At 32.1% G+C, this 24,907-nt stretch carries 22 protein-coding genes; 7 read left to right on the forward strand and 15 right to left on the reverse strand.

The genetic code is table 11. From position 1 onward, the window contains the following. Nucleotides 1-4: 4 nt before the first annotated feature. The 3 genes from IPJ23_04675 to IPJ23_04685 all read right to left on the reverse strand — a co-directional run bounded on the left by IPJ23_04675 (nucleotide 5) and on the right by IPJ23_04685 (nucleotide 4,127). Nucleotides 5-916, reverse strand: a complete 912-nt coding sequence (locus IPJ23_04675) for a hypothetical protein (protein MBK7629988.1) — start codon at nucleotides 914-916, stop codon at nucleotides 5-7. Nucleotides 917-1,036: 120 nt separating this feature from the next. Next, the gene (locus tag IPJ23_04680) at nucleotides 1,037-1,990 is read right to left on the reverse strand and encodes a hypothetical protein (GenBank protein ID MBK7629989.1); all 954 of its coding nucleotides are present in this window, start codon (nucleotides 1,988-1,990) and stop codon (nucleotides 1,037-1,039) included. A 250-nt stretch (nucleotides 1,991-2,240) separates the two neighbouring features. Beyond that, the gene (locus IPJ23_04685) at nucleotides 2,241-4,127 is read right to left on the reverse strand and encodes an ATP-binding cassette domain-containing protein (GenBank protein MBK7629990.1); all 1,887 of its coding nucleotides are present in this window, start codon (nucleotides 4,125-4,127) and stop codon (nucleotides 2,241-2,243) included. Between the two features lie 153 nt (nucleotides 4,128-4,280). Here IPJ23_04685 and IPJ23_04690 point away from each other — a divergent pair, with 153 nt between their 5' ends. Then, nucleotides 4,281-5,438 (forward strand): phosphodiester glycosidase family protein, encoded by a 1,158-nt coding sequence (locus IPJ23_04690; GenBank protein MBK7629991.1) that lies wholly within the window; start codon nucleotides 4,281-4,283, stop codon nucleotides 5,436-5,438. Here the strand turns inward: IPJ23_04690 and IPJ23_04695 are convergent, their stop codons facing one another. After that, complete coding sequence (locus IPJ23_04695; GenBank protein MBK7629992.1) at nucleotides 5,439-6,365, reverse strand: SMP-30/gluconolactonase/LRE family protein; 927 nt, start codon at nucleotides 6,363-6,365, stop codon at nucleotides 5,439-5,441. It lies immediately after the preceding gene. 99 nt (nucleotides 6,366-6,464) lie between these two features. Between IPJ23_04695 and IPJ23_04700 the strand changes: the two genes are divergently transcribed. Further along, nucleotides 6,465-7,484, forward strand: a complete 1,020-nt coding sequence (locus IPJ23_04700) for an alpha/beta fold hydrolase (protein MBK7629993.1) — start codon at nucleotides 6,465-6,467, stop codon at nucleotides 7,482-7,484. Nucleotides 7,485-7,513: 29 nt separating this feature from the next. On the opposite strand, the gene IPJ23_04705 is transcribed toward IPJ23_04700, so the two are convergent. Then, on the reverse strand, nucleotides 7,514-7,966 hold the full coding sequence (locus IPJ23_04705) for a CoA-binding protein (GenBank protein MBK7629994.1): 453 nt from the start codon (nucleotides 7,964-7,966) through the stop codon (nucleotides 7,514-7,516). Nucleotides 7,967-8,131: 165 nt separating this feature from the next. Between IPJ23_04705 and IPJ23_04710 the strand changes: the two genes are divergently transcribed. From IPJ23_04710 to IPJ23_04730, 5 genes are read left to right on the forward strand one after another with little or no spacing between them, the layout of a single operon-like run. After that, on the forward strand, nucleotides 8,132-9,613 hold the full coding sequence (locus IPJ23_04710; protein MBK7629995.1) for an amidophosphoribosyltransferase: 1,482 nt from the start codon (nucleotides 8,132-8,134) through the stop codon (nucleotides 9,611-9,613). Continuing rightward, complete coding sequence (locus tag IPJ23_04715) at nucleotides 9,603-13,799, forward strand: S8 family serine peptidase (GenBank protein ID MBK7629996.1); 4,197 nt, start codon at nucleotides 9,603-9,605, stop codon at nucleotides 13,797-13,799. Before IPJ23_04710 ends, IPJ23_04715 begins: the two co-directional genes overlap by 11 nt. After that, a complete protein-coding gene (locus IPJ23_04720; GenBank protein ID MBK7629997.1) occupies nucleotides 13,796-14,365 on the forward strand; it encodes a CDP-alcohol phosphatidyltransferase family protein in 570 nt (189 codons plus the stop codon). Before IPJ23_04715 ends, IPJ23_04720 begins: the two co-directional genes overlap by 4 nt. Then, nucleotides 14,352-15,281, forward strand: coding sequence for a signal recognition particle-docking protein FtsY (gene ftsY / locus IPJ23_04725; protein MBK7629998.1), 930 nt, complete (start codon nucleotides 14,352-14,354; stop codon nucleotides 15,279-15,281). The genes IPJ23_04720 and ftsY overlap by 14 nt, the downstream gene beginning before the upstream one ends. Nucleotides 15,282-15,289: 8 nt before the next feature. Further along, complete coding sequence (locus IPJ23_04730) at nucleotides 15,290-15,496, forward strand: hypothetical protein (protein MBK7629999.1); 207 nt, start codon at nucleotides 15,290-15,292, stop codon at nucleotides 15,494-15,496. A gap of 54 nt (nucleotides 15,497-15,550) precedes the next feature. Here IPJ23_04730 and IPJ23_04735 read toward each other — a convergent pair whose 3' ends face one another. From IPJ23_04735 to ybeY, 10 genes are all read right to left on the reverse strand, one after another. Beyond that, nucleotides 15,551-17,584: a chloride channel protein gene (locus IPJ23_04735; GenBank protein ID MBK7630000.1), complete on the reverse strand. Its 2,034-nt coding sequence runs from the start codon at nucleotides 17,582-17,584 to the stop codon at nucleotides 15,551-15,553. A 64-nt stretch (nucleotides 17,585-17,648) separates the two neighbouring features. Then, a complete protein-coding gene (locus tag IPJ23_04740; protein ID MBK7630001.1) occupies nucleotides 17,649-18,497 on the reverse strand; it encodes a 3-hydroxybutyryl-CoA dehydrogenase in 849 nt (282 codons plus the stop codon). A gap of 14 nt (nucleotides 18,498-18,511) precedes the next feature. Then, nucleotides 18,512-19,690, reverse strand: a complete 1,179-nt coding sequence (locus IPJ23_04745; GenBank protein ID MBK7630002.1) for a thiolase family protein — start codon at nucleotides 19,688-19,690, stop codon at nucleotides 18,512-18,514. A gap of 61 nt (nucleotides 19,691-19,751) precedes the next feature. After that, nucleotides 19,752-20,888, reverse strand: a complete 1,137-nt coding sequence (locus IPJ23_04750; GenBank protein MBK7630003.1) for a hypothetical protein — start codon at nucleotides 20,886-20,888, stop codon at nucleotides 19,752-19,754. 27 nt (nucleotides 20,889-20,915) lie between these two features. After that, on the reverse strand, nucleotides 20,916-21,137 hold the full coding sequence (locus tag IPJ23_04755) for a DUF2795 domain-containing protein (GenBank protein MBK7630004.1): 222 nt from the start codon (nucleotides 21,135-21,137) through the stop codon (nucleotides 20,916-20,918). A 24-nt stretch (nucleotides 21,138-21,161) separates the two neighbouring features. After that, entirely contained in the window at nucleotides 21,162-22,082 is a 921-nt protein-coding gene (locus tag IPJ23_04760; GenBank protein MBK7630005.1) for a M23 family metallopeptidase, read from the reverse strand. Nucleotides 22,083-22,143: 61 nt separating this feature from the next. Next, nucleotides 22,144-23,157, reverse strand: coding sequence for an HPr kinase/phosphorylase (locus IPJ23_04765; GenBank protein ID MBK7630006.1), 1,014 nt, complete (start codon nucleotides 23,155-23,157; stop codon nucleotides 22,144-22,146). Then, nucleotides 23,154-23,456: a ribosome-associated translation inhibitor RaiA gene (gene raiA, locus IPJ23_04770; protein ID MBK7630007.1), complete on the reverse strand. Its 303-nt coding sequence runs from the start codon at nucleotides 23,454-23,456 to the stop codon at nucleotides 23,154-23,156. Before raiA ends, IPJ23_04765 begins: the two co-directional genes overlap by 4 nt. Before the next feature lie 15 nt (nucleotides 23,457-23,471). Further along, nucleotides 23,472-24,353, reverse strand: a complete 882-nt coding sequence (locus tag IPJ23_04775; GenBank protein MBK7630008.1) for a tyrosine-type recombinase/integrase — start codon at nucleotides 24,351-24,353, stop codon at nucleotides 23,472-23,474. 128 nt (nucleotides 24,354-24,481) lie between these two features. Beyond that, the gene (gene ybeY / locus IPJ23_04780; GenBank protein MBK7630009.1) at nucleotides 24,482-24,907 is read right to left on the reverse strand and encodes an rRNA maturation RNase YbeY; all 426 of its coding nucleotides are present in this window, start codon (nucleotides 24,905-24,907) and stop codon (nucleotides 24,482-24,484) included.

Below are 24,907 nucleotides of genomic sequence, written 5' to 3' on the forward strand. Positions count from 1 at the left end.
AATCTCAAGGAAGATCCACTATTATTGTGTGAATACTTTGAGATACAACGTACAGATCAGTGTTTTGTAATCTACTAAGCATATCATATTTTCTAACCAAGCTGAATGAAAGCTTATTAAATCTATCTTTTGGTATATTTTTTAAAATTGAATTTGGAATTATCAGACTGCCATCATCCTGTGTTTTAATTCTAAAAAATGGCACAACTTGCTGGTTTGAATTTCTAACCCCTCCAAGAATTATAAAAAATTTATTTGCATTTTCACCATCCCATGTAAGCTTAGCACTAATTTTATTCTGATTCTGTAAATTTAATAACTTAATATTCCCCGTAATTTCTTTTGGAGTTACTATATTAAAACCCGATGATTGACCTATAAACGGATTAAAATAAAATGCAACTGTTGAGTTATATGGAAAAGTAAATGGATCATTAAAAGCTCTTCCATTTATACTAAACAACTCATACTTTTTTCCTAAAACAGTATCAATTAAAACACCACCCTCTAAATATCGGACTCGATAATTGGTTAGTCGTGCCGGTGTATCATTAAATTTTACAATTCCCGGAGTTAAAGTATTATACCCAAGAACTATACCTCTAGGAGATAAGAATGGTTTTGTTTTATCAAGCAGCATAGTTAGGGCTGAGGAAATGTTATCTGTTTGACCATTACGTGTAAGTTTAATACCGTTTATAGAAATGATACTTGCATAATTTCTGATATCTTCAGTAACGCCACTTGTATCAAATCCATTTGAATAAAATTCATTATCAAAATCTTTGGCAATTATCTCTACATCAAGATTTTCTGATACATTTGGATCATTAATCAATTCTGTTGGACCAGGTTTATCACATCCAGAATAAATAAATGAAATTACAATTAGAATGTATAAAAAATATTTTTTCATCGTTTTTAACTTACTATTACTTGTTGTTTTCTTAAATCTAGATTTTTAATTACTAAAAATAAAATAATCAAACCCAATATCGTTAAGAAATTGGGTTTGAAGAATAATTATTTTATTTATTTAACGAACAAAGTAGGGAATACCCCATGATTCCATTTCCACCGGAGTAGAGTCATCATAAACAACTTGCTTTGGCATTCCATTTATTATTGCATGAAAGAATCCTGGAAATTGACGAGTTGCAAAAGTTTGTTCGTAAACTTTCTCGTACATATTTCCGTTAGGTGTGGAAGAGACTAATTCAAATTTTCTCTTTAATCTGTTCAATCCAAATCTATCGGCACCAAAAGTTAAAGTCACAAAATCAGAGTCGGCGTATGCGCTGTTTAACTCAACTCTTAAAAGGATATCAGAATTAAGTGGGATTACAGGAATATTATGCCATCTCCACCACTGATTCCAATTTCTAATAAGGTAATAGTCATTGGGAGAATTAATTACTAGTGTATCTCCATTAGGTAAAAATGCGGTCAACCTTGTGATATCCATATTCGGGCTTTGCGTACCACCTTCTGGTAATGATATCGCCTCAATTTTCCAATTTCTTCTAGGAAATTCTGTGTTTGCTATTTTTACAAATACAACATTTCTTGTGACAACTGATGTAAATGGTTTAGTTATTAAAGTATCAGGATTTGTTGCATTTGGATCATATGAACCTTTGATAAATAAAACGCCTTCAAAAGTTCTCGTCACTAAACCGTAAGCAGTATCGCCGTCAAAAGTAACCGAAACTGTTCTGTTAACCAATCTCATTTTATGGCCAACTCTAAATGGATAGATCTCTGTATTAATCTTTCCAAGAATTCCCATATCACCATCTTCATTATAATTCGACTCAAAGGAGGTAAGAACAGAATCTTCATCAACCAGCTTTTCAAGCGCCTGCTGATTTGTACTTATTTCCTCAGTAGTTTGAACCGTCATATCGTCTTGACAACCGACGAAAAAAGATATTATTACCAAGAGTACCATTGGAAGAAAGTTTTTCTTCACGAATACAGTGGTTTTCATTTTAGATCTCCTATTTGATTGTGATAATTTATTTGCAATTATTTACATTTATCACTTAAAGAATTGTGCCAGTAGAATTTTGGCTAATTTCTTTTATTTTTTAACAGTAATTGAATGTTTCATGCAATTATAAATGCATGGAAATACGGTAGTTTTGCATGGAATATCTTTTTCAGGCAGATATAAAGTATTATTGAATAATAATTGAAAAAAAGTTATCCAAAATAGATTGCAGGAATTACTGAAATTACTAAGATAAGCTGTTTTTCAAACTCTCCAATTCCTCCCAGCGATCGTAAAGTTTTCTTACTTTTTGTTTTGCTGTTTCTAAATTTTGATTTAACTCATTAGTATTAGTAGCGTGTTTTTCAAAATAATCCGGGGAACTAAAAATCTTTTCAATTGTCTCAACTTCTGATTCAGCAAGTAAGATATTTTCTTCAATTTTCTCAAGTTCAAGTGCATCTTTATAGCTTAATTTTTTTTGCTTGTTTTTAGTCCTTGTGTCTTCAGTAATTTCCTTCAGTTTTGATTCTTTAAAATCTTTCTCACGTTTTTTCTTCTTTTCAATATAAAAATCATAACCGCCTTCACTGTAATAAATATCTTCATATCCTTCTAATGCTAAAATTCCATCGCAGATACGATTAAGGAAATATCTATCGTGACTAACTACAACTACACACCCTTCAAATGCTAACAAAGCTTCTTCAAGAATTCTTAGAGTTGGAAGGTCAAGATCATTTGTCGGCTCATCAAGCATAAGGAAATTGCCGCCATTGCATAAAATCTTTGCGAGTGTTAGCCTACTTTTTTCTCCACCGGATAATCTTTCAACAAGCGTATTTATCCGATCATCGGTAAATAAAAATCTTCTCAGATAAGTCCAGATACTTAATTGCTGTTTTCCAAATCTAACAGTTTCACTTCCATCGCCGATAGCTTTGATAACAGTATCATTATCATTTAATAATAGTCTTGCTTGATCCACATAATTAAACAAAGTTGTTTCACCAACTTCTATTTTCCCCATTGTTGGTGGAAACTGTCCAAGAATCATTTTTAGTAATGTAGTTTTACCGACTCCGTTTTGCCCAACAACTCCAATTTTTCTTCCGGGTTCAAAAATGAAGTTAAAATTTTGGAATAATAACTTATCACCAAGTTTTATCCCAACATCCTTAAACTCTAATACTTTTTTGCCAAGTCTATCTGAAGGAGGAATAATTAAATCAACATCAAGCTCAACTTCATAATCATTTTGTGAAGCAACTTCATTGTAATTATCCAATCGGCTTTTAGCTTTAGTTCTGCGGGCTTTTGGACCGCGTCTAACCCAATCAAGTTCACGACGCAAAAACATTTGCCGCTTTCGCTCTTCAACTTCTTTATTAGCCTGCCGTTCAGCTTTGTTAATTAAGTATTCTGTGTAGTTGCCTTGATGAGAATAAAAGGTACCAGAAGCAAGTTCAACAATCCTGTTTGCAATTCTATCAAGGAAATAACGATCGTGAGTAACAAAAATGCAGGTACCATTATAACTGGATAGAAAATCTTCAAGCCATTCAATTGATTTCGTATCAAGATGGTTTGTTGGTTCATCAAGAATTAAGAGATCGGGTTTTGAAATTAAAGCTCTGCAAAGTGCAACTCTTCTTTTTTCTCCGCCTGAAAGTGTTGATATTTGTCGATCAGCATTTGGAGCATCTAAAGAATCTATAAGAATATTAATACGTTTTTCTAAATTCCAGGAATCAAGCTGTAATATTTTTTCTTCAAGCTGATGTTTGTTTGAGGCATCAAACGGAGTATCATCATACTGTTTTATAAGATTAAGCTCTAGTAAAGCACCATCAAGAATATTATCGTAAACATTCTTATACTCATCTAAAGTAAATTCCTGTGAAAGAAATCCAACAACTAAATCTTTTTTCTTTGCAACTTCACCGGAATCCGGGGGCATCAATCCAGAGATAATTTTGAGAAATGTTGATTTGCCGGCACCGTTTCTTCCAACCAATCCAATGCGATCACCTTCGTGAACGCTTAATGAAGATTTATCAAGAATTATTTGTTCACCAAAATGAACTTCAAGTTCCAAAGCTGATAAAATTACAGGAGTAACATTATTTGGCATATTGTAAAATTTATAATACTATTTATGATAGATGTAAATATACATCAATGTGCTTAATATTTTTGATTTAGAGAATTTGAATATGATTCGTGGCGCTTTGTAATATTATGAGTATTTTTTAATTAAGGTTTTAAAATATTTTTAGGATCCTTTATGCAAACCAAAATCATTCTCCTTTCAATATTGTTAGTCACAAATTTATATTCACAAATATACAGCAAAGAAGAGATCATTTGTGATGGAGTTATTTATAATAAAATAATCAACTCTGTTGATACACTTTCAATTGATATTCTAAAAATTGATATTTCAAAAGGTAATTTTAGATTAAGAACTGTTAAAGCCAATAAACTGTTAAATGAAAAAGCAACAACAAGTGAAATGGTAAGGGAATTAACTGATTCGGGATACAATGTTATTGCAGCTATTAATGCAGATTTTTTTGAAGCAGATGGTGAAATTATTAACAATATGATTTCTGAAGGAGAAATTGTAAAAGCTGTAAAGTTCACAGACTCGCCATTTAATAATTTTGTGAATACACAGTTTGCAGTTACAGATAAAAATAAAATTATTATAGATCAATTTGTTTTTAAAGGTCAGCTCATTTTACCTAATGGCTTTTCTGAACCAATCAATAGAATAAACTCAAAAGCAGATAGTAATTCTATTATACTTTATAATCATTATCAGGGTAAATATACTCCTTCTGATTCAAGTAATTGGTACAAATGTGAAACTGCGCTAAGCATCATAAAAAGAAATTATGACACTTTGTTTTGTATTGTTACAGATACTTTTAATCACGGTGGCAACTACAAAATAGATTCGGATTTTGTGTTATCAGTAAATAATAAATATGCACATTATCTTGAAAGAGAGATTAGGTTAGACGATACACTAAAAATTATTCTAGGTTTTAATCCAAACCTAAAAAATATTAATTCACTAGTTGGTGGCTGGCCAAGACTTGTAAGGTATGGAATTAATCTAATTAAATCTGATAGCACTATTGAAGGGGTATTTAATAATTTTTCAAAGGTAAAGCATCCTAGAACCGGAATTGGAATTACAAAAGATAGTTCCACAGTTATCTTTATAACAGTTGATGGAAGACAGGAATCCAGCAGTGGATTGGCGTTAGATGAATTTGCTGACTTAATGATTGAGCAGGGAATTTACCAAGGATTAAATCTTGACGGCGGTGGTTCAACAACAATGGTTATTAATAATAAAGTTGTAAACAATCCATCAGATCAAACAGGGGAGAGGAAAGTGGGTAATTGTATAATGCTAATTAAAAGTAACTAATCAAAATTTTAATATGCTCTGCTTGCCTTTATATTTTGTTCTGATTTTGTAAATAGAATTTGTTTCAACTTCAGTTAAGTATAATGTTTGATAATCATCATCTCCAAATTCAAGGTTTGTAGGTTTAGCTCCAGGGGTTACTATTTTTTGTAATAGTTTTCCTACAGGTGAAAAAATATAAATTGCTTTACCGCCATAATGAGCTACATAAAGATTCCCATTGATATCAAACTCAATTCCATCAGGATCACCGCCTGGCAACTCAACAAAATCTTCTTTTTCAACTACTTTATTTTCTTGTGTGATTTTGTAGCGTACTATTTTTTGTTTAGCTGATTCACATACGTAAAGTTTTCCATCAATCGGTGAAATATTAATCCCATTTGGAAATGCAAGACTATCATCAAGTAAAATCACATCTTTTGTATTAACATCAACAAAAAATAATCTTCCATCCAATATATTCTTATCATAGCTATTCGGATCTGTAAAAAATAAATTTCCGGTTGCATCTATTGTAATATCATTTGGACGATTAAATTTTTTGTTTTCATAACCCGCAGCATAAACTTCAACTTGGGCATCTTTACTTATTCTTAGAATTTGACCCTTTCCATATTCGCAAACATACAAACTGCCGTCAACACCAAAGGCTATTCCATTTGTTTTTTCTAATAATAAAGAATCCTTTGATCTTGATACAAGGGTATCAACAATTCCATTTGAAAATTTACCAATCCATCCACCATAACAATTAGAAAAATAAAGAGATGTTTTTCCATCATAAGCTGGACCTTCAGGAAAATTTAAGTTCTCCGCAACTTTTATCCACTTTTCATTCTCATCTATTACTTGGGCAAATAGATTGATATTTAAAATTAAAAATAAAACATTAACTGAGGACACTGTCTTAAAAAATCTATTCATAATAAATCTACATTTAATTTATTAATTTCTTCTTAATTCTAGTTCAAATTTATAAATTTTAAGTACAATTTTATTGTCATTTAAAATAAATATGGAATTATGAAAAATATATTTTTTAAGTTAATTGTTTTAGAGATGTTGCTAGTATCAAGTGTCTCTGCTCAATCATTACAAAGGTTTGCAAATATAGGTGATTTAAAATTGCAATCCGGTAAAACACTTTATAATTGCCAAATCGGATATCGAACTTTTGGATCTATTAATGTTGATTCATCAAACATTATAATCTACCCAAGCTGGTTTGGCGGAACTTCTGAAGCTATTGGTACTTTAATTCAAAAGTATAACTTTATCGATACGACCAAGTATTTTATCATAGCTGTGGATGCTTTAGGTAACGGAATATCAACTTCTATTTCTAATTCAGATAACCCTGATTCAGTATTTTATAATTTGACAATTGATGATATGGTTAATGCAAACTATCTTTTATTGTTAAATCATTTTAATATTAAAAAGATATTTGCTGCAGTTGGAGGATCAATGGGCAGCATGCAAGTTTTCCTGATGGCAGTAATGTATCCGGATTTAGTAAATAAAATTGTTGCATACGTAGCCACTCCCAAAATGACAACTTCAGACTTATTATGGATGAATACGCAGCTAAACATTATCGAATCAACTTTAAACTGTGGCATGTCAGAAAGAGAAGTAAAAAGATTATCAGATATGCTTGCGGCTAACTTTGCAAGAACACCGGACTATGTAGCAACACATACTGACCTGTCAGAATTTCCGGAATATCTAAAATCATTTGATAAAGAACCTGGTAAGATATTTACATTACAAAATTACTTAACTCAGCTTAAAGCTATGATGAAATATGATATATCAAAGTATTCAAATGGTTTGATGGAAGAGGCAGCAAAAATAATAAAAGCTAAAATGTTTATAATTGTAAGTAAATCCGATTTGATGGTAAATCCAATTGAAGCAATCAATCTTGCACAATTAACTAATTCAAAACTTATGATACTCGATAATAATTGTGGTCATCTTGCTGTTAGTTGTGAAATTGAACGATGCAGAAAAGAAATAGAAAACTTTTTAAACGAATGAGCTTCTATAAAGATCTTTTGAACAGCAAATTAAAAACTTGGATACTTACCGGTAAGCCTATTTACCCAACGATGAAATTTATGAATTGATTTAACGGGTTCAGCAAACATCAAAATACATTCATTTGCCACATAGTTGATTTTATTTAGTTCGCAAAATTCGATTGCACTTTTAGAATCAGAACCTTGCTGCATCCAAATATTATTAATTCCCAAATCTTTTGCTTGTTGAACAACAAGTTCAGTTTCACCGGGAGGAATGATAGTTACTATACCATCAATTCGTTGTTCAATCTTAAATAATGATTCATACAACTTTGTAGTATTTGAAAATCCACCTTTTCGATTTACCGCATAAACAGTATAACCGTTATGCTTTAAATGATCATAAACTGATACTCCAAATCCTTTTGTAGATCTGGAAACTCCAACCACAGCAATATTTTTTAATTTTAGAAATGATTGAATTGACTCACTTTTCATAAAACTTATTCCTCTAAAATGCACGCATAAAATTACAATTTTTTGTATTAAATTTTTAGTGAATTAGACCAATAGAACAAAAATATTTCATTTCAAATTTCATAAAATATTTGCAAATACTTAACTTTGATTACAATTTATAAACAACTAAATCACCTGAAAAATATGAATTACGAAGAAGACAAACCGATTTCTTATTGTGGAATTTTTGGAATTTATGGATCTGAAACTGCTTCGGCACAAGCTTATTATGGATTGCATGCTTTACAGCACCGTGGACAAGAAGCAAGCGGTATTGTAACACGATCATTTAATGGAGATAATCGAACTCATTTTAATATTGTAAAAGGTGAAGGATTAGTATCGGAAGTTTTTGCTGATCACGATCTTCTTACATCCGTATTATATGGCAGTTCGGCTATTGGGCATAATCGATATTCAACAACAGGTGCCGCAAAATCCAGAAAAAATATTCAGCCTTTTATGGTTAACTACCGAATGGGAAATCTTGCAATCGGACATAACGGAAATCTTACAAATGCAAAAGAACTAAGAAATGAGCTTGTAAATGAGGGTGCCATATTTCAAACTACAAGCGATACTGAAGTTATTTTACATTTAATTGCAAGAAGTAAGTTGGATAATCAAATCGATCAAATACTTGAAGCACTAAGGAAAATAGAAGGTGCATATTGTGTAGTTATTTTAACAGATGATAAACTTATTGCTGCTCGTGATCCACTTGGATTTAGACCACTAGCTTTGGGGAAACTAGATAATTCTTTTCTGATTGCTTCAGAAACTTGTGCTTTTGATATTCAACACGCTGAATTTATACGTGAAGTTAATCCTGGTGAATTAATTGTGATTGATGATGAATCAATTAGGACAAATGAAATCAAATCATTTCGCATTAATGGAAATCCTGAACCCAAAAAACATTGCGTGTTTGAGTACATATATTTTTCAAGACCTGATAGTTTTATTTTTGGTCATAATGTAGATAAAATGCGCCGAAGATTAGGCAAAGAACTTGCTCGCTCACATCCTGTTACAGATCCTGATGGAGAAAGAGTTTATGTAATCAGTGTTCCTGATAGTTCTAACACTACCGCTCTGGGTTATGCAAGAGAATTGGAGAAACAGGGAATTGATGCACGTTTAGAAATTGGTTTGATAAGAAGTCACTACATAGGCAGAACATTTATTCAGCCCGGTCAATCAAATCGAGAAACGGGCGTTAGAATAAAATTTAATATTGTAAAAGGCGTTCTTGAAGGAAGAACTATTGTAGTTGTTGATGATTCAATTGTTCGTGGTACAACCTCAAAACAATTAGTACATTTATTACGAGAAGCAAATCCAAAGGCAATACATTTAAGAATTTCATCCCCACCAATTATGTATCCTTGTTTTTATGGAATGGATTTTCCTAGTAAGCAAGAATTAATAGCAGCTAGATTAAATGGGGACATAAAAGAGATAAAAAATTATCTTGAAGTTGATAGCGTGGAATACCTAACTATCGATGAGATGTTGGAAGCAGTTTCTGAAGCAGGCAAAGATAATTTTTGCACAGCTTGTTTTTCAGGAAAATATCCGACAGATATAGACACTAACTTCAAGAAGGAGATGTATGAAGTTTAATCCGATTTTATTCCTTGCCTCAATTATTTTTATAGCCATCCCAACACTTGCTCAAACAACATACTTTATTAAGTATAAAAGTAATGTGCCTATAAGTGTTGTTGAATCAAATGTTTTACAGAAGATTTTATCCAACAATCTCGGCGATGCTCCATTAGCGCTGCCAACGTATGATGTGAATTATCTTGCAAAAGGTTTGGGCAGGGGAGATGAAGTTCTTGGTAGAATTGTTAAAGTGCAATTCTCTGAAATCGTGCAAGAAGCAAATTTTAATACGATTTTATCTTCTGAACCCGATATTGAGTACATACAAAAATCAAATACATACCGATTAGATTTTGTACCAAACGATAGTTTGTTATCAGAGCAATGGGCATTAGAAAAAATAAAAGCTTTTGATGCATGGGATATTACACAAGGTTCGGACACAGTTTTACTTGCAATTATAGATACTGGAATAGATTACCTACATCCCGATTTAATGAATAAGATTTATAAGAATCCTGGTGAAAGCGGCATAAAAAGTAATAACGGTATTGATGATGACGACAACGGATTTATTGATGATTATATGGGTTGGGATTTTGTTGATAGAGTTGGCTTTCCATTTGACTCAACAGGTGGTGATTATCTAACCTGGGATAACATTCCATTAGATGAACATGGTCATGGTACACTGGTTTCCGGAACATTTGCCGCTGAAACAAATAATATTTCAGGAATCGCTGGTGTTGCACCAAAAATTAATATATTAAATTTAAGATCATTTGATCCAGGAGGATATGGTGAAGAAGATGATGCCGCAGCAGCTATTCTATATGCTGTTAAGATGGGCGCTAAAGTTATAAATATGAGTTGGGGAGATTATTCGTTTTCCTATGTTTTAAGAGATGTTATTCGTTATGCTTATTCACAAAATGTTGTTTTAGTGGCATCCTCCGGTAATAATGGAAGCAATGTTCCACATTATCCTTCTGGTTATTCAGAGGTTATAAGTATTGGTAATTCAACAGAACAGGATTTCGTTGCAGGGTCATCAAACTGGGGCTCAACATTAGATTTGGTTGCTCCGGGTTCAGGGATTACCTCAACTGCATTGAATTCAGATTATTCTTCTTTTAGTGGAACATCCGCTTCTGCTCCTTTCGTATCAGCTGCGGCAGCATTAATATTATCAAAACAGAGCTTCACAAATGAAGAAGTTAAACAGATATTAAAATCAACATCTGATGATATTGGCGAAGCTGGATGGGATTTAAGAAGTGGAGCTGGACGATTAAATTTATTTAAAGCTTTAACAGTAACTGCACCTGCAATTGTAAAATTTAATTATCCAACACAAGATTATGCAACTTTTAATAATGATCTTCCGATTTCGGTAACTGTTCTTTCTCCATATTTTATAAGTTTTAATCTTGAGTTTGGAATTGGATTGAACCCAGATGCATGGACGACTTTAATAGAAGAAAGAAAATCACAAGCTTTTAATGAAGAGGTTTTTAATCTTAACTTAGCAAATTTTATAGACACATCTTATACAATACGATTAATTGTATTTCAAAATAATGGTAGAACCGCAGAAGAGAGAGTTAATTTCCATATTGATAGAACTCCACCAATCACTGATTTAGTTAATTTAATTCCAGCTTTTTATGGAAATAAGTCGGTCCCACTTGCTGCAATTTATACAGATGACCCAAGCACAGTTAGAATGTTTTACAGAAAAACCGGAGATTCAAATTTTAATTTTGTAACATTAGATGGTTTTTCAACTAACAACCAATTTGTAAAACAATTGCACTACGGTTTTATTCCCAAAGATTTGGTTATTCAGAATACTTTTTACGAAATTTATTTTGAAGCAGAAAATCTTGCAGGTTTAATAACTACTAAAAATAATATTGGAAGTAACTATTTTGTTTCAACATCATTTAACTCAGATTTATCACCAGAATATATCTTACCATATACCTTACCAGCAGGCGATTTGTATGAGGATCCGATGAATATTACTTCAAATCAATTTTCTGATGTTTCACTTAGGCAAGGGAAAGATTCTCATTTGTTTAATTTTAGCAATGATTCTTTTATCTTAATCGACACTTTAGACTCGAAATATGTAAAAGGTTTTGGCGACTTTAATAATAATGGATTAGCAGATTTACTTACATATTTTACATATGATGGTTTTATTGATGAACAGTCATATCAATTCTCTTCAACTTTTATTCAGAAATACTCAGTAATCTCTCAAGATGGAGGAGTTAGATTCTGGCCAATAATGGCTAAAGATGTAGATTCTGATGGAACTGTTGAAGTTTTTTCTATCCGAGATTTGAACAGAGTGGAGGTTTGGGATGTTCAACCCAATCTGAGTCTTCTACTTGTTGATAGTTTAATGAACTTTACTCCTCTCGATTTTGGGAATAATAGAATAAATTCACCTGGTGCTGCAATTGCAGATATGGATGGTGATGGAATTAATGAATTTTGGATGGTTGATGAAGATGGAGATATTTTCAGTTATGATATTAACACAAATAATAATTTTACAACAAATAGTGTTATTAGGACAGGCTTTTTAGGCTCATCCTCATACATAACAAGTGGAGATTATGATGGAGATGGCAAAACTGAGCTTGCAGTTTTACTTCACTCTATAAATCAGTTAGATATTGTACCTTTTTATAGATTAATTGTTTTTAATATTTCTGATAGCACGACAAATATTCTGTATGATCAGGCTTTTTTTGATGCTTCAACCGAATTTAGCGGTGCTTTTAGAAAAACTGCAAATAGTTTAAGATTTGCTGATATTAATAATGATAATAAAGACGAACTTTTACTTTATGTTTTTCCTTATGCGTACATCTTTAAAAATGATTTATCAGAAAATAAAATTATTGCTTATAAAGAGAACATTAACTCAAACTCAGTTTTTGTCGGTGATCTCAATCAAAATGGTGTTCTCGAAGTAGGTTTTCCTTATTCAAATAAAATTGAATTTTCTGAATTCGCAACATCAAATTATCTAAGTACCCCAAATAATTTTTCAGGTTTTAGTATCAATTCATCAACAATCCAACTTAATTGGAATTCAAACGCACCTAAGTTTTATATTTATAAAGGTTTAAGCATTAGTAGTTTGGAACTAATCGATTCAACTTCCATTCCTAACTATTTTGATTCAAATATCAATTTAGATTCAACTTATTATTATGCAGTAAAGGCTTTTGATGCTAGTAAACCGGAGTCGCTTTCGGGAATGAGCAGTATTGTTGATGTTTTTGCCCACACTCCGGCAAAACCAGATTCAGCTTACAGCAATAGTAATCGAAGCGTTATTGTAACATTTTCAGAAAAGATGAAAAACACAATTGAAAATTTGCAGGCTTTTAATATATTGGGTGTGGGTTATCCGAATTCAGTAACAGCTAATGATCAGTATTCTTATCTCTTATCATATACAACAAACTTACCAGCAGGGAATCAGAAACTTATTATTCAGGACATAAAAGATTTATTTAATTCGCCGATAGAAACTGACTCATTAAATTTTACAGTCACTCCCAAACCTGAGGAAGAAACATTTTACGTTACATCTTTCGAAATTATTAATGCGTATAAAATTAAACTAGTTTTTAATTTTAATGTTGATGTAACATCCGCACTAAATCCAAATAATTATACATTTGAACCATCAAATAAAGTTTCACTTGTAAGTATTGATCCCAATGATTCTAAAATAATCTATTTAGATTTAACTAGTCAAAAACCTGTTGGTTCGATAGGAAAAGAATATGTCCTTAGAATTAATAATCTTGTTTCTAATACAGCAACAGGATCCATCGCTATAAATACAGGCTCCGGAAGCTATGTAGTTTTATCTACATATGCCAAAGATCTTTCTGATGTTTACGTTTATCCAAATCCAACTAAGGAATCCACTGAGAAAGTTACTTTTGCAAATCTGCCGCAACGTGCTAAAATTACTATTTGGACCATTGATGGAACCATGATAAATGAAATTGAAGAAACCGACGGTAACGGTGGAGTTGATTTTAATTTAGTTGATTTTAGCGGTAATAAAATTGCAACGGGAGTTTATATTTACCGTGTTGTTCAATTAGACTCAGCAAATAATGAAGGTGAAGAAAAACTTGGTAAGTTTGCAATAGTAAGATGAAATACAGCAGTAAAGAAATATTTACAATCTCAAACGGAATTAGTTTTCTAAGATTTCTGTTAACAATTCCATTATGGTTTCTGTTAGATAGTTTTGAAATCCAATCTGTTCGCTATATAACGTTTGCCTTATGTATAGTTATTGCTGCAACAGATATGCTAGATGGTTATCTTGCAAGAAAACTAAATCAGGTTACAGAAGTAGGTAAAATTATCGATCCGCTTGCGGATAAAGCCGCCATGGCTGTTGTTGTTGTAAAGCTATACATGATAGATGAAATTTCTGCTTTTTTCTTTTTTACAATAATTTCACGTGACCTAATTATTTTTATTGGCGGATTGTTAGTTTCAAATATTCTCGGCAGAGTTCTTCCATCAAATAAGCTTGGAAAGATTACTGTATTGTTTATCGGTTCAGTCATACTTTTAATTTTACTGGGCATCGATAGAACGAATTATTTTTATTTATTTTTTTATTACTCTGCAATAATTTTAATGTTCATTTCACTAATTGCTTACATTTATAGAGCAATGGAATTTATAAAGAAAAAAAATGAGTCTGTTTAAAAATTTTAATCTAAACAAATTAAAGGACGGTTTAAGCAAAACACGCGAAAAGATTATTAATTCAATTACTGAAACCGTTACAGGTAAAGCTGTAATTGATGATATGAGCATAGATAAGATTGAAGAGATTCTTTTAAGTTCTGATATTGGATTTGACACAACAGAACAAATTATTGAGTCATTAAAAAGAAATCTTAAATCAGAAAAAGATCGAAGCGGTGAAATGATAATTGAAGTTGTTAAAAGAGAATTAACAACTGTTTTATCTGTTGCAGTTTTAAATGGAAAAGATGTTTCATCGATAAAACCTTATATTATATTAATTGTTGGCGTAAATGGAGTAGGGAAGACAACAACTATTGGAAAATTGGCTAACAATTATAAAAAGATTGGCAAAAAAGTAATTGTTGGTGCAGCTGATACTTTTCGTGCTGCTGCAAATGAACAATTAGCTATTTGGGCAAAACGAGCAGATGTTGACATAATCCAAAGCACAAAAGGTACTGATCCTTCTTCAGTGGTATTTGAGACGATTAGAAAATCCATTGATGAGCGATATGACGTTGTTTTAATTGATACTGCCGGTAGATTGCACAATAAAACTAATTTAATGAGCGAGTTAGATAAAATTGGTCGTGTGATTAAAAAGCTGCTCCCAGATGCTCCGCATGAAACTCTTTTGATTGTTGATGGAAATACCGGACAAAATGCTCTTTTACAAGCAGAAGAATTTTCTAAGGTAGTAAATCTTACTGGTTTAGTTATCACTAAGTTAGATGGCACTGCCAAAGGCGGAGTAGTTTTTCAGATCGTTGCTAAACAAAGGGTTCCTATTAAATTTATTGGTATTGGCGAAAGCATTGATGATTTACAAGAGTTTGATTCAAAATCATTTGTTGAGGCACTATTTAATTAGGTTAAATTATGTTAATGAAAAAACCGCGACATAGAATTTTTGAATATCCATCAAGATTCTATAAACCTGAAAATGATCCGCAAGAAAAATTTAGAAAAAGATTAGGTTTTCAGAGTTATCGAAAGTTCAGACAAAAAAAGAAGAGTCCTATAATCTGGATAGTATTTATTCTTGCTGTGATTTTTATAATTATTAAATTAGGTAGTAAGGGATAAAACAGGAAAGTTCTTAGTTTACATAATATACATTATCGGACATTTCCATTATTCTTACCATTCAGACGTTTTTGCGATCTTTTCTTCAGTTCCAAATAAGACTAATATATCACTCTCTTCAATTTTATAATTATGAACCGGCATAATTATTTTTGATTCTTTCTCGGTCTCATTAAAAAGCTCTTTGGATTTTTTAATCATTAAAACTTCTAATCCGTAAGTGTTTCTTAATTTTAGCTGTGCTAAAGTTTTGCCAACAAATAGATTACTTGGTTTGCATTCTATAATTGCATAACCATCAGCAATCCTGGATATTTTAGTCTCTCGTAACGTATTTATCTCTCTGGACAGTCCATCTGCTAGATCGCTTTTAAGACTTTCCTTATTATAACTTGATAATATATCATGCCTGGAAACGATTCCAATTATTTGTTTGTCATTTTCTATTGAGACGACCGGAACTTCATCAATGTCTAATCGTGTTAAAATCTTTAGTACATGATCTAGATCGTGATTTACGTAAACTGTTGTGATTCGATTAGATGCAATATCACTAGCAATTATTGATTCTCTAAGTGTCTCAAATTCCATTATAAGAGGTCTTATCTGAGTCTCAGAAATTGCTCCTGTTAAATTATCCTCATCATCAATTGTATATATTATATGATGCTCAGCTTCCATCAATTTAGCAACAACTTTTTCTAAAGAAGCGTTTTGGTGAACCAAAACTGGATTAATCTGCATAACTTCTTCCACACTTATCGATTTTAATATACTAGCTTCTTTTCCACCAGTTAATCTGAATCCTTGTTTTTCCAATTTCTTAATGTGATAAGAGCCTTTATTGACGATTTGTACCATTGTGGAACTTACAATAACGGAAAGCATCAAGGGTAAAATAAAAGAATACTCACGTGTCATTTCAAATAACATTAGAATTGCAGTAATCGGTATTGAATTTATACCTGCAAGGCTTGCTCCCATTCCAACTAGTATATATGTTGTTGGGTCTGCTGGAATGCCTAAAAACTTTTGTACTCCAAATGAGAATAGATAGCCTGCGCAAGCACCCATAAATAAAGAAGGTGCAAATGTTCCTCCAAAACCGCCGGAGTTAAGTGTTAATGGAACGAGAATAAACTTGAGAACTAATAAAACTGCTACAACTTGCCACGTACTTGAGTTGCTTAAAATTTGGTTAATTCCAGAATATCCAACACCAAAAATATCTTTATAAAAATAGCCGCTAACTCCGACTAACAATCCAACAGATACCATTGTTACCCATTGAGGTATTTTTTTTAGAAAGCCTTTTTTGAATTGGTTTGCAGTATAATCATCATACTTTAAAAACAGAACTGAAAGCACACCACAGAAAAGTCCTAATAAAATAAAAAGATAGAAATACTGATACTCCCCAATATGTGGAATGTCAAAGGTAAAAACAGATTCATTACCCAAGAAAATTCTAGAGATCGCACTTGCTGTTACGGAAGCTAAAATTAGTGCTGAAAAAGTAGGCGTTTGAAAATCATTAAGTAAAATAATTTCTAACGCAAAAAATACTCCGCCTAACGGAGTGTTGAAAATTGCTGCAATTGCGGCTCCTGAACCTGCTGCAGTAAAAATTCTTCTACGTTGATCTGAGACTTTAAAGATTGTAGCTAGCTTGCTTGCAACACCTCCTCCAATTTGTGCAGCAGGACCTTCTGGTCCAACAGTTCCACCGGAACCAATAGAAATTACTGGTGCGAGAAAATGAAATAAAGTTGTTCGGAGTGGGATATAGCCCCCTGTAAATGCTACTGATTTAATTATCTCAAGCACTCCCCTTTTTTTAGCGATATCCGGAGCAGTTCTTATCATCAAATATTGAATGAACATTCCAATCGCGGGCAAAAGAATAACAGCTGCTGTTCCTAAAAAGTAAAGCCCTTCTTTTGTCTTTTCAAAAAATACATTATTAAAAAATTCAATCGATAAATGGAAAAAAACTGCTGCTAATCCAGCCGCAGCTCCAATCAAAATAGCATAAAAACTGAAAAAAGTATATTCCGGAAAAGCAATCTTCTCTAAATAGATTTTCATTCTATCTACAAAAGGAATAATATTTTTAACTTCTTTTAGCAATAAAATTCATTTCGCTTATTCATCAGTAATTGTAAAATCCCTCTCCAGATTTACGACCAAGCTTATTAGCAGCAACCATTTTTTTTAGTAATGGGCACGGGCGATATTTTGGATCATTAAAGCCCTCATATAAAACATTCATAATTGCAAGACAAACATCCAATCCAATAAAATCTGCGAGTGTCAAAGGTCCCATTGGATGCGCCATTCCAAGTTTCATAACAGAGTCAATCGCTTCTTTGGACGCTACGCCTTCCATTAAAGAAAAAATCGCTTCGTTAATCATAGGCATTAAAATTCTATTGGATATAAATCCAGGATAATCAAAAACTTCAACCGGTTCTTTATCGAGTTTTGTTGTCAACTCTTTAATTATTTCATAGGTTTCATCAGAGGTGGAATAGCCTCTAATTATTTCCACGAGTTTCATTACAGGAACCGGATTCATAAAGTGCATCCCGATAAATTTATCGGGGCGACAATCGGCAGAAAGTTCTGTAATCGAGATTGATGACGTATTCGAAGCAAATACACAATCAGTATTTAATCGATCTTGTAAACTCTTAAATATAGATATTTTAGCATCTTTATTCTCATAAATTGCTTCTATAACTAAATTCATATCTTCGGGAATATTTTCTATCCCAATTGTTTTTGTTATTTTAGATAGAGCCTGTTTTTTCTCATCCTCCGAAATTACTTGTTTTTTGATTTGTCTATCAAGATTTCCTGAAATTGTTTTTAGCGCTCGTTGATATAGATCTTCGTTCATTTCAGTTAAAAAGACATCAAATCCATTCATTGCAAAAACGTGGGCAATTCCATTTCCCATCGTTCCCCCACCAATTACAGCAACTTTATTAATATTCATTAAAATCTCTCCTGTTATTTATAATTTTTAACAATTAGTGCAGAAGCTTCTCCGCCTCCGATACAAAGCGAAGCTAATCCATATTCTAAATCTCGCTTTTTCATTTCGTGGATAAGGGTTACTAAAATTCTTGCTCCGCTTGCGCCGATTGGATGACCGAGCGCGACTGCACCACCATTTACATTTACATTGTCAGAATTTAATCCAAGCAATTTGTTAACGACCAAAGACACAACAGCAAATGCTTCATTAATTTCGTAAAGGTTAATGTCTTTGGTTGTCAATCCAGATTTCTTTAAAACTTTATTTATTGCATCAGCCGGAGCGGTTGTAAATTCTATTGGCGCTTTTGCTGCTGAACTTTGAGCCACAATTTCTACAAGAGGTTTTAAACCAAGTGATTTTGCTTTTTCTTCGGTCATAATTAATAATGCTGCCGCACCATCGTTTATACTTGAAGCATTAGCTGCGGTTACAACACCATTCTTATCGAATACCGGTCTGAGAGTAGGGATTTTATCAAATTTTACTTTGCCAGGCTCTTCATCCTTATCAACAATTGATTCTCCTGTTTTTGATGAAATTTTAACTGGATAAATTTCATCTTTGAATCTACCCGATTTATTAGCCTCAATAGCTCTTTTGTAGGATTCAATTGCAAAATTATCTAACTGTTCACGCGTAAAAGAAAAATCCTTTGCACAAGATTCTGCACAATTACCCATGTGCATATTATTATAAGAATCCCATAATCCATCCAAAACAATGGAATCTTTAACTTCTCCGTGTCCTAACCTGTAACCATTGCGCGCATTCTGCAAAAGATAAGGCGCATTAGACATACTTTCCTGTCCCCCGGCAATAATAACTTCTGCGTCTCCAAGTGCAATTGCTTGTTGAGCAAGCATTACAGCTTTTAATCCGCTACCACACATTTTATTAATTGTCATACATTCGGTTTTGTTTGGAAGTCCTGCGAAAATAGCGGATTGCCTCGCAGGTGCTTGACCTTGTCCAGCCATCAAAACATTGCCCATAATAACTTCGTCAATTAAATTAGGATCAATTTTAGAATCCTCTAAAACTGCATTTATGGCAAAGCTGCCAAGTTGCCCTGAGCTAAATGATGCAAGTGCGCCATTAAAAGATCCAATTGCGGTTCTTTTTGCAGAAACTATTACTACTTTTTTCATAATAACCTTTAGTAAAATTGTTTTTGATTTTAGACTAAAATAAAGAAATTATATTAAAGATTCAGGTTGAAGTTTTGTTAACTGAAGCTGTTAGATTTGATAATTGAAATATGATATTACTTACGGCGAGGTTAAGATTTAAATTGCTCCTAAAACTTGATGCGATGCGATCAAGACTGTTTGTTACCGCGGCAACATTTACATCCGGAAACTTAGAATTAAATTTTTCAAGAGTTTCGATTTGTTTTGAAAAGAAGAACTTATTGTGATTATGTAATCTAAATTTTTGAAAATCATTTAGCCAGATTATTATCATTGTTATAATTAACTTTATTCTGGTAACATCTGATTCGTTCACCATTTCTTCAAACTCCATAAAAGCAGAATTATACTTTTTGCCAAATGAGTATCGCAATATTTTTATGGTTTTATCCAGCAGATCTTCAAAATCATTTTCAATTAATGATGTGGCAGCTTGAGTTGAACCTCCTGAAAATGGAACAACTTCGATTGCAATTGATGAATCAATTTTAAACTTATTTATTAAAATATTTTCCAATTCAATATTTTCTAATGGTTGAAAATGGACTTTCCAACATCTTGATCGAATGGTTTCTCTTAACTTCTCAGGTGCTGAAGTGCAAAGAATAAATATTACACCTTCCGGCGGTTCTTCTAAATTCTTGAGAAGTGCATTCTGCGCTTCTTCATTCATTAAGTGAGCCTGAGATAAAAGAATTATCCGATACTTTACATCGTCATAACTAAAAGAAAGAAATTTTTTAATATCTCTTATACTGCTTATTTTTATAAAGTTAGCTCTTGGTATTTCAATCTTATAATAGTGGTTAAGAGCTTTTTTTTTGAATTCAGAATTTATTTGTTCTATTTCATCTTCTGTTAGTTTTTCGTACGGATCATTTTGTTCAGTTTCGGTTTTACCTCTAGGCAAAGGCAAAATATATTTTATGTAAGGTTCAGAAAGGTTGTCAATCTGAGTAAATATTTTTTCTGATATTTCTGTTGGAAGAAGTGATTGATTTAATGCTTTTGAAAAACTTAATGCTGCGTTTTCTTTTCCAATTCCTTCTGTACCTGTAAATAATAATGCATTTGGTATGTTACCCTTTACTAAGATATTTGATAAAATAAACTTTACTTTATCATTCCCGGTTATTTCATCAAGAAAATTAATCATAAAAAAAGGCGCTCAAGGCGCCAAAGATTATTCATCCTCATCGTTATAGAAAAAATCCTCATCAGAAGGGTAATCAGGCCAAATATCCTCAATGGTTTCATATGGTTCATCTGAATCCTCTAGTTCTTTAAGGTTTTCCATTACTTCATAAGGTGCGCCGATACGTTCGGCATATTCTATTAGTTCTTCTTTAGTAGCTGGCCAAGGAGCATCATCTAAATAAGCCGCAAGTTCCACTGTCCAAATCATTTATTCTAATTCCTCCGAAAAAAATTAATTGCTGTGATTAGATTCAAAATAGCTGTACTCATCAAAGAAAAACTCAGATGGATTTAGATTTTGCCCATTGTGTAATACTTCGTAATGTAAATGCGGGCCTGAAGATAAACCTGAATTACCAGATTTAGCTATAACCTGATTACGCTTTACGATTGTTCCCTCTTTAACATTTACAGATGAAAGATGTGCGTAGATTGTTTGATAACCGAAGCCGTGATCAATCTCAACTGCAAGACCATATCCGCCTCTAACTCCTACAAAAATTATTTTACCTTTTCCTGCCGCTTTTACTGGAGTTCCAATATCAGTTATAATATCAATACCGGTATGCATTTTATTAATGTGCAAAATTGGATGCATTCGCATTCCAAAACTTTCACTACTATATTCTCCTTCAGAAGGTACAATAGCAGGAATTGATTCAAACAAATTTTTATTGGTCTGAAGTTTGTTGATAATTTCATCATACTGAATTTTCTCAAATTCAAATTTTCTGGTAACTCTATCCGCCACAGAAATTGCATCAGAAATATCAGTGCCTAATTCATAATAAAGTTTTGAAATTGGAGTACTTCCACCAACTCCTAATTCTCTTTGCTCAACACTAATTGGAGTTAGATTAACGGCCAAGCGCAAATCATTGCTTATTTCATTTAAAGACTTCAGTTCTGATTCAAGGCTAACATACTGATCATTAAGTTTTAAAAATTGACCTTTTAACAATTCGTTTTCTTTTTTTAATGACTGTAGATATTCATCCTTGCTGGAAAGATTTGAAATAAGGTAAAAAACCCCAAATAAAATAGAGCTAAACAGCAATACCGAAACGATAAATACTGTAGCAGCTTTTTCCTTGAAGTGCTTTATTTCAAGGAAGTTAAGGCTTTTTTCAGAGAAATAGTAAAACTTCTTCATAATTGGTGGGGCAACTTAAAGATTTTGGGCTGTTTTGTCAACATCTATTTTGAGCAAAAAATTACTCGAAATCGTGCTCAAAATAGTCAACTCCCCTATCATCCAAACCGGTTTTATTCTTTATTCTCTCATTAAGCCTTTCTTGAAATATTTTTGCAGCATCATGACCATAATGTTTAAGCAGATAGTTTAAGCTAATCACTTCAGAAATAACTGTAATGTTTTTACCAGGAATAATTGGAAGTTTTATATAAGGAATTTCAACATCCATTATTGTTATAAACTTATCATCTAATCCGGTCCTGGTATATTCAGTATTTTCATCCCACGATTCAAGTTCAACAACAATTTCAAGTCTTTTTTGAAATCTGATTGCTCTAACACCAAACATACTTTGAATATCAATAATACCTAATCCACGAATTTCCATAAACTTATGACCAAGTTCTGAACCCGAGCCCATCAAAATATTTTCGCCTTTTTTAGTAAGGATAATGACATCATCCGCAACCAAACGATGACCACGTTCAATCAAGTCAAGCGCAACTTCACTTTTTCCGATGCCGGATTTTCCACCGAATAAAACTCCAACTCCATAAACATCTACAAAAGCACCGTGTAAAGTTATTCTGGGTGAAAATTGATCATCGAGAAAATCACTTAATAAGTATACCAGTTTGGTTGTCGAATAACTTGTGGTAAACAAAGGAACTTTTTTTTCGTTTGATTTTTCAATCAGCAGTTTAGAAGGAGTATTATTATCAGTAAGAATGATGCAAGGAATATTAAATTTAAATATCCTGTCCAAAGATTCTATTTTTTGTTCATCACTAAGCTGCTCAAGATAACGCATTTCAGTATTACCAAACACTTGAACACGTGTGTATGAAAACAAATCAACAAAACCAGCCAGGGCTAACCCTGGCCGATGAAGATTTTGATCTACAATTTTTTTTTCGAAATCATTATTTGAAGTTTTTAGAGTAAGTCTACAAATGCTTTGAGCATGTTTGAAAAGAAAACCAACAGTAATACATTCTTTACGACTTATTGAATTCTGATCAATTTTAATCATCTTACTTTAGCAACTCTTTTTGATTTTACAGTTTTTAGCTGTCTGCTCAACTTTTCGGTTACAGAAGATACAGCAGTTTTATAATCTTCAGTTTGATCTGCTGCATTAAGCGTTTGGCCTGGAATACTTAAAACAACTTCAACTTTTTTAATACTATTTGAATTGTTTTGATAACTGAGTATAACATCTGCGCTAATTATCTCATCGTTAAATTTTTCTAAAGATGAAAGTTCATCTTTTATATACTCTTTTAATGTGTCGTGAGCTTTGAATTTTCTGGCAGTTATCTGGATATTCATATTATTCTCCGTTGTTTAAGATTTAGGATGTGATTTTTTATAAGTGGATTTAAGCCTTTCTATACTAATATGAGTATAGATTTGCGTTGTTGATAAGTTTTCGTGCCCCAGAATCTCCTTTACTGCCCTTAAATCTGCACCATTATCTAGCATATGTGTTGCTGCACTATGGCGAAGAATATGTGGGCTTTTCTTTTTTATATCAGAAACTTTTGATAAGTACTTGTTTATCATTCTATGAACTAATCTTGGGTAAAGTTTATCATTTTTTTTTGTGCGAATCAAGTAATCATTTGAATTTTTAACAGGATATTTATTTAAATAATTATTTAGGATTAGCACTGATTTTTCCCCGACAGGAACAATTCTCATTTTACTTCCTTTTCCTAAAATGCGAACCTGTGCTCTATTTAAATCAATACTGGATAATTTTAAATCACAAAGCTCACTAACACGCATTGCGCAACCATAAAGTAGTTCAAATACCACTTTAATGAGGTCAGGATTTTCATCAAATTCATCAGCAAGTTTATAAATTTGAAGGATTAAATTAGTTGAAACAACTTCCGGTAGTTTTCTGAATGATTTAGGGTTAGATATAAATGATAATGGATTTTCAGTGATTATATCATTTTGAAAAGCATATTTAAATGTACTTCTAATTGCCGCTAATTTTCTGGCAATGGATTTCTTATCTAAATCCTTTTCGCTCAAAACCATCAGGTATGATTTGATAAAACGTTCGGTAATTTTTGTTAAATCAGTTTTATCCTTATCAGAACAAAATCTATTAAACTCTTCTAAATCAGTTCGATAAGATTTAATAGTGTTATCTGAATAACGTCTGATGTTTCCAATTTCATCTAAATATTTTTTTATTAGGTCATCAATCTTCATTAATTATTCCTATAGAAATATTAAAGAAATAAACTGATGTAAATTTGTGCGAGAAATAATCTGAAAAGTTAAGATATTTTTTTTGTCGGGAATCAAAATAATCTTTTGCTAACAATGTTTAATTCTAACTACAATAAAACAAATTTAAACTTAGAAAGCAATATATTTTCAAGTCGTTTCATAATTATTTTATCGGAGATCACAATATCATCATAACCTAAAAGATGAAGAGTTCCATGAATCACCAATCGATTCAACTCGTTTGAAAGGGAAACTTTATATTTTTTAGAATTAAACAATGCATCTTCTATCGAAATGAATATTTCACCATCAATATTCTTATCAGACTCAGAGTAATCAAATGTAATGATGTCCGTTGTATAATCGTGTTTTAAGTAAGATTTGTTAATACTTAAAATCGACTTTGCTGAAATAAAATTTATTTCGAGATTGGATACTTCAAATTGTAGATCAGTAGACAATGATTTTACTAAATCGTGGATCTTTTTTTTCTTCAGTTCTTTTAAGACAGAATAAACGCGCAAGTTTTTCAA

It is taken from the genome of Ignavibacteriales bacterium, from assembly GCA_016709765.1.
GTDB lineage: Bacteria > Bacteroidota > Ignavibacteria > Ignavibacteriales > Ignavibacteriaceae > IGN3.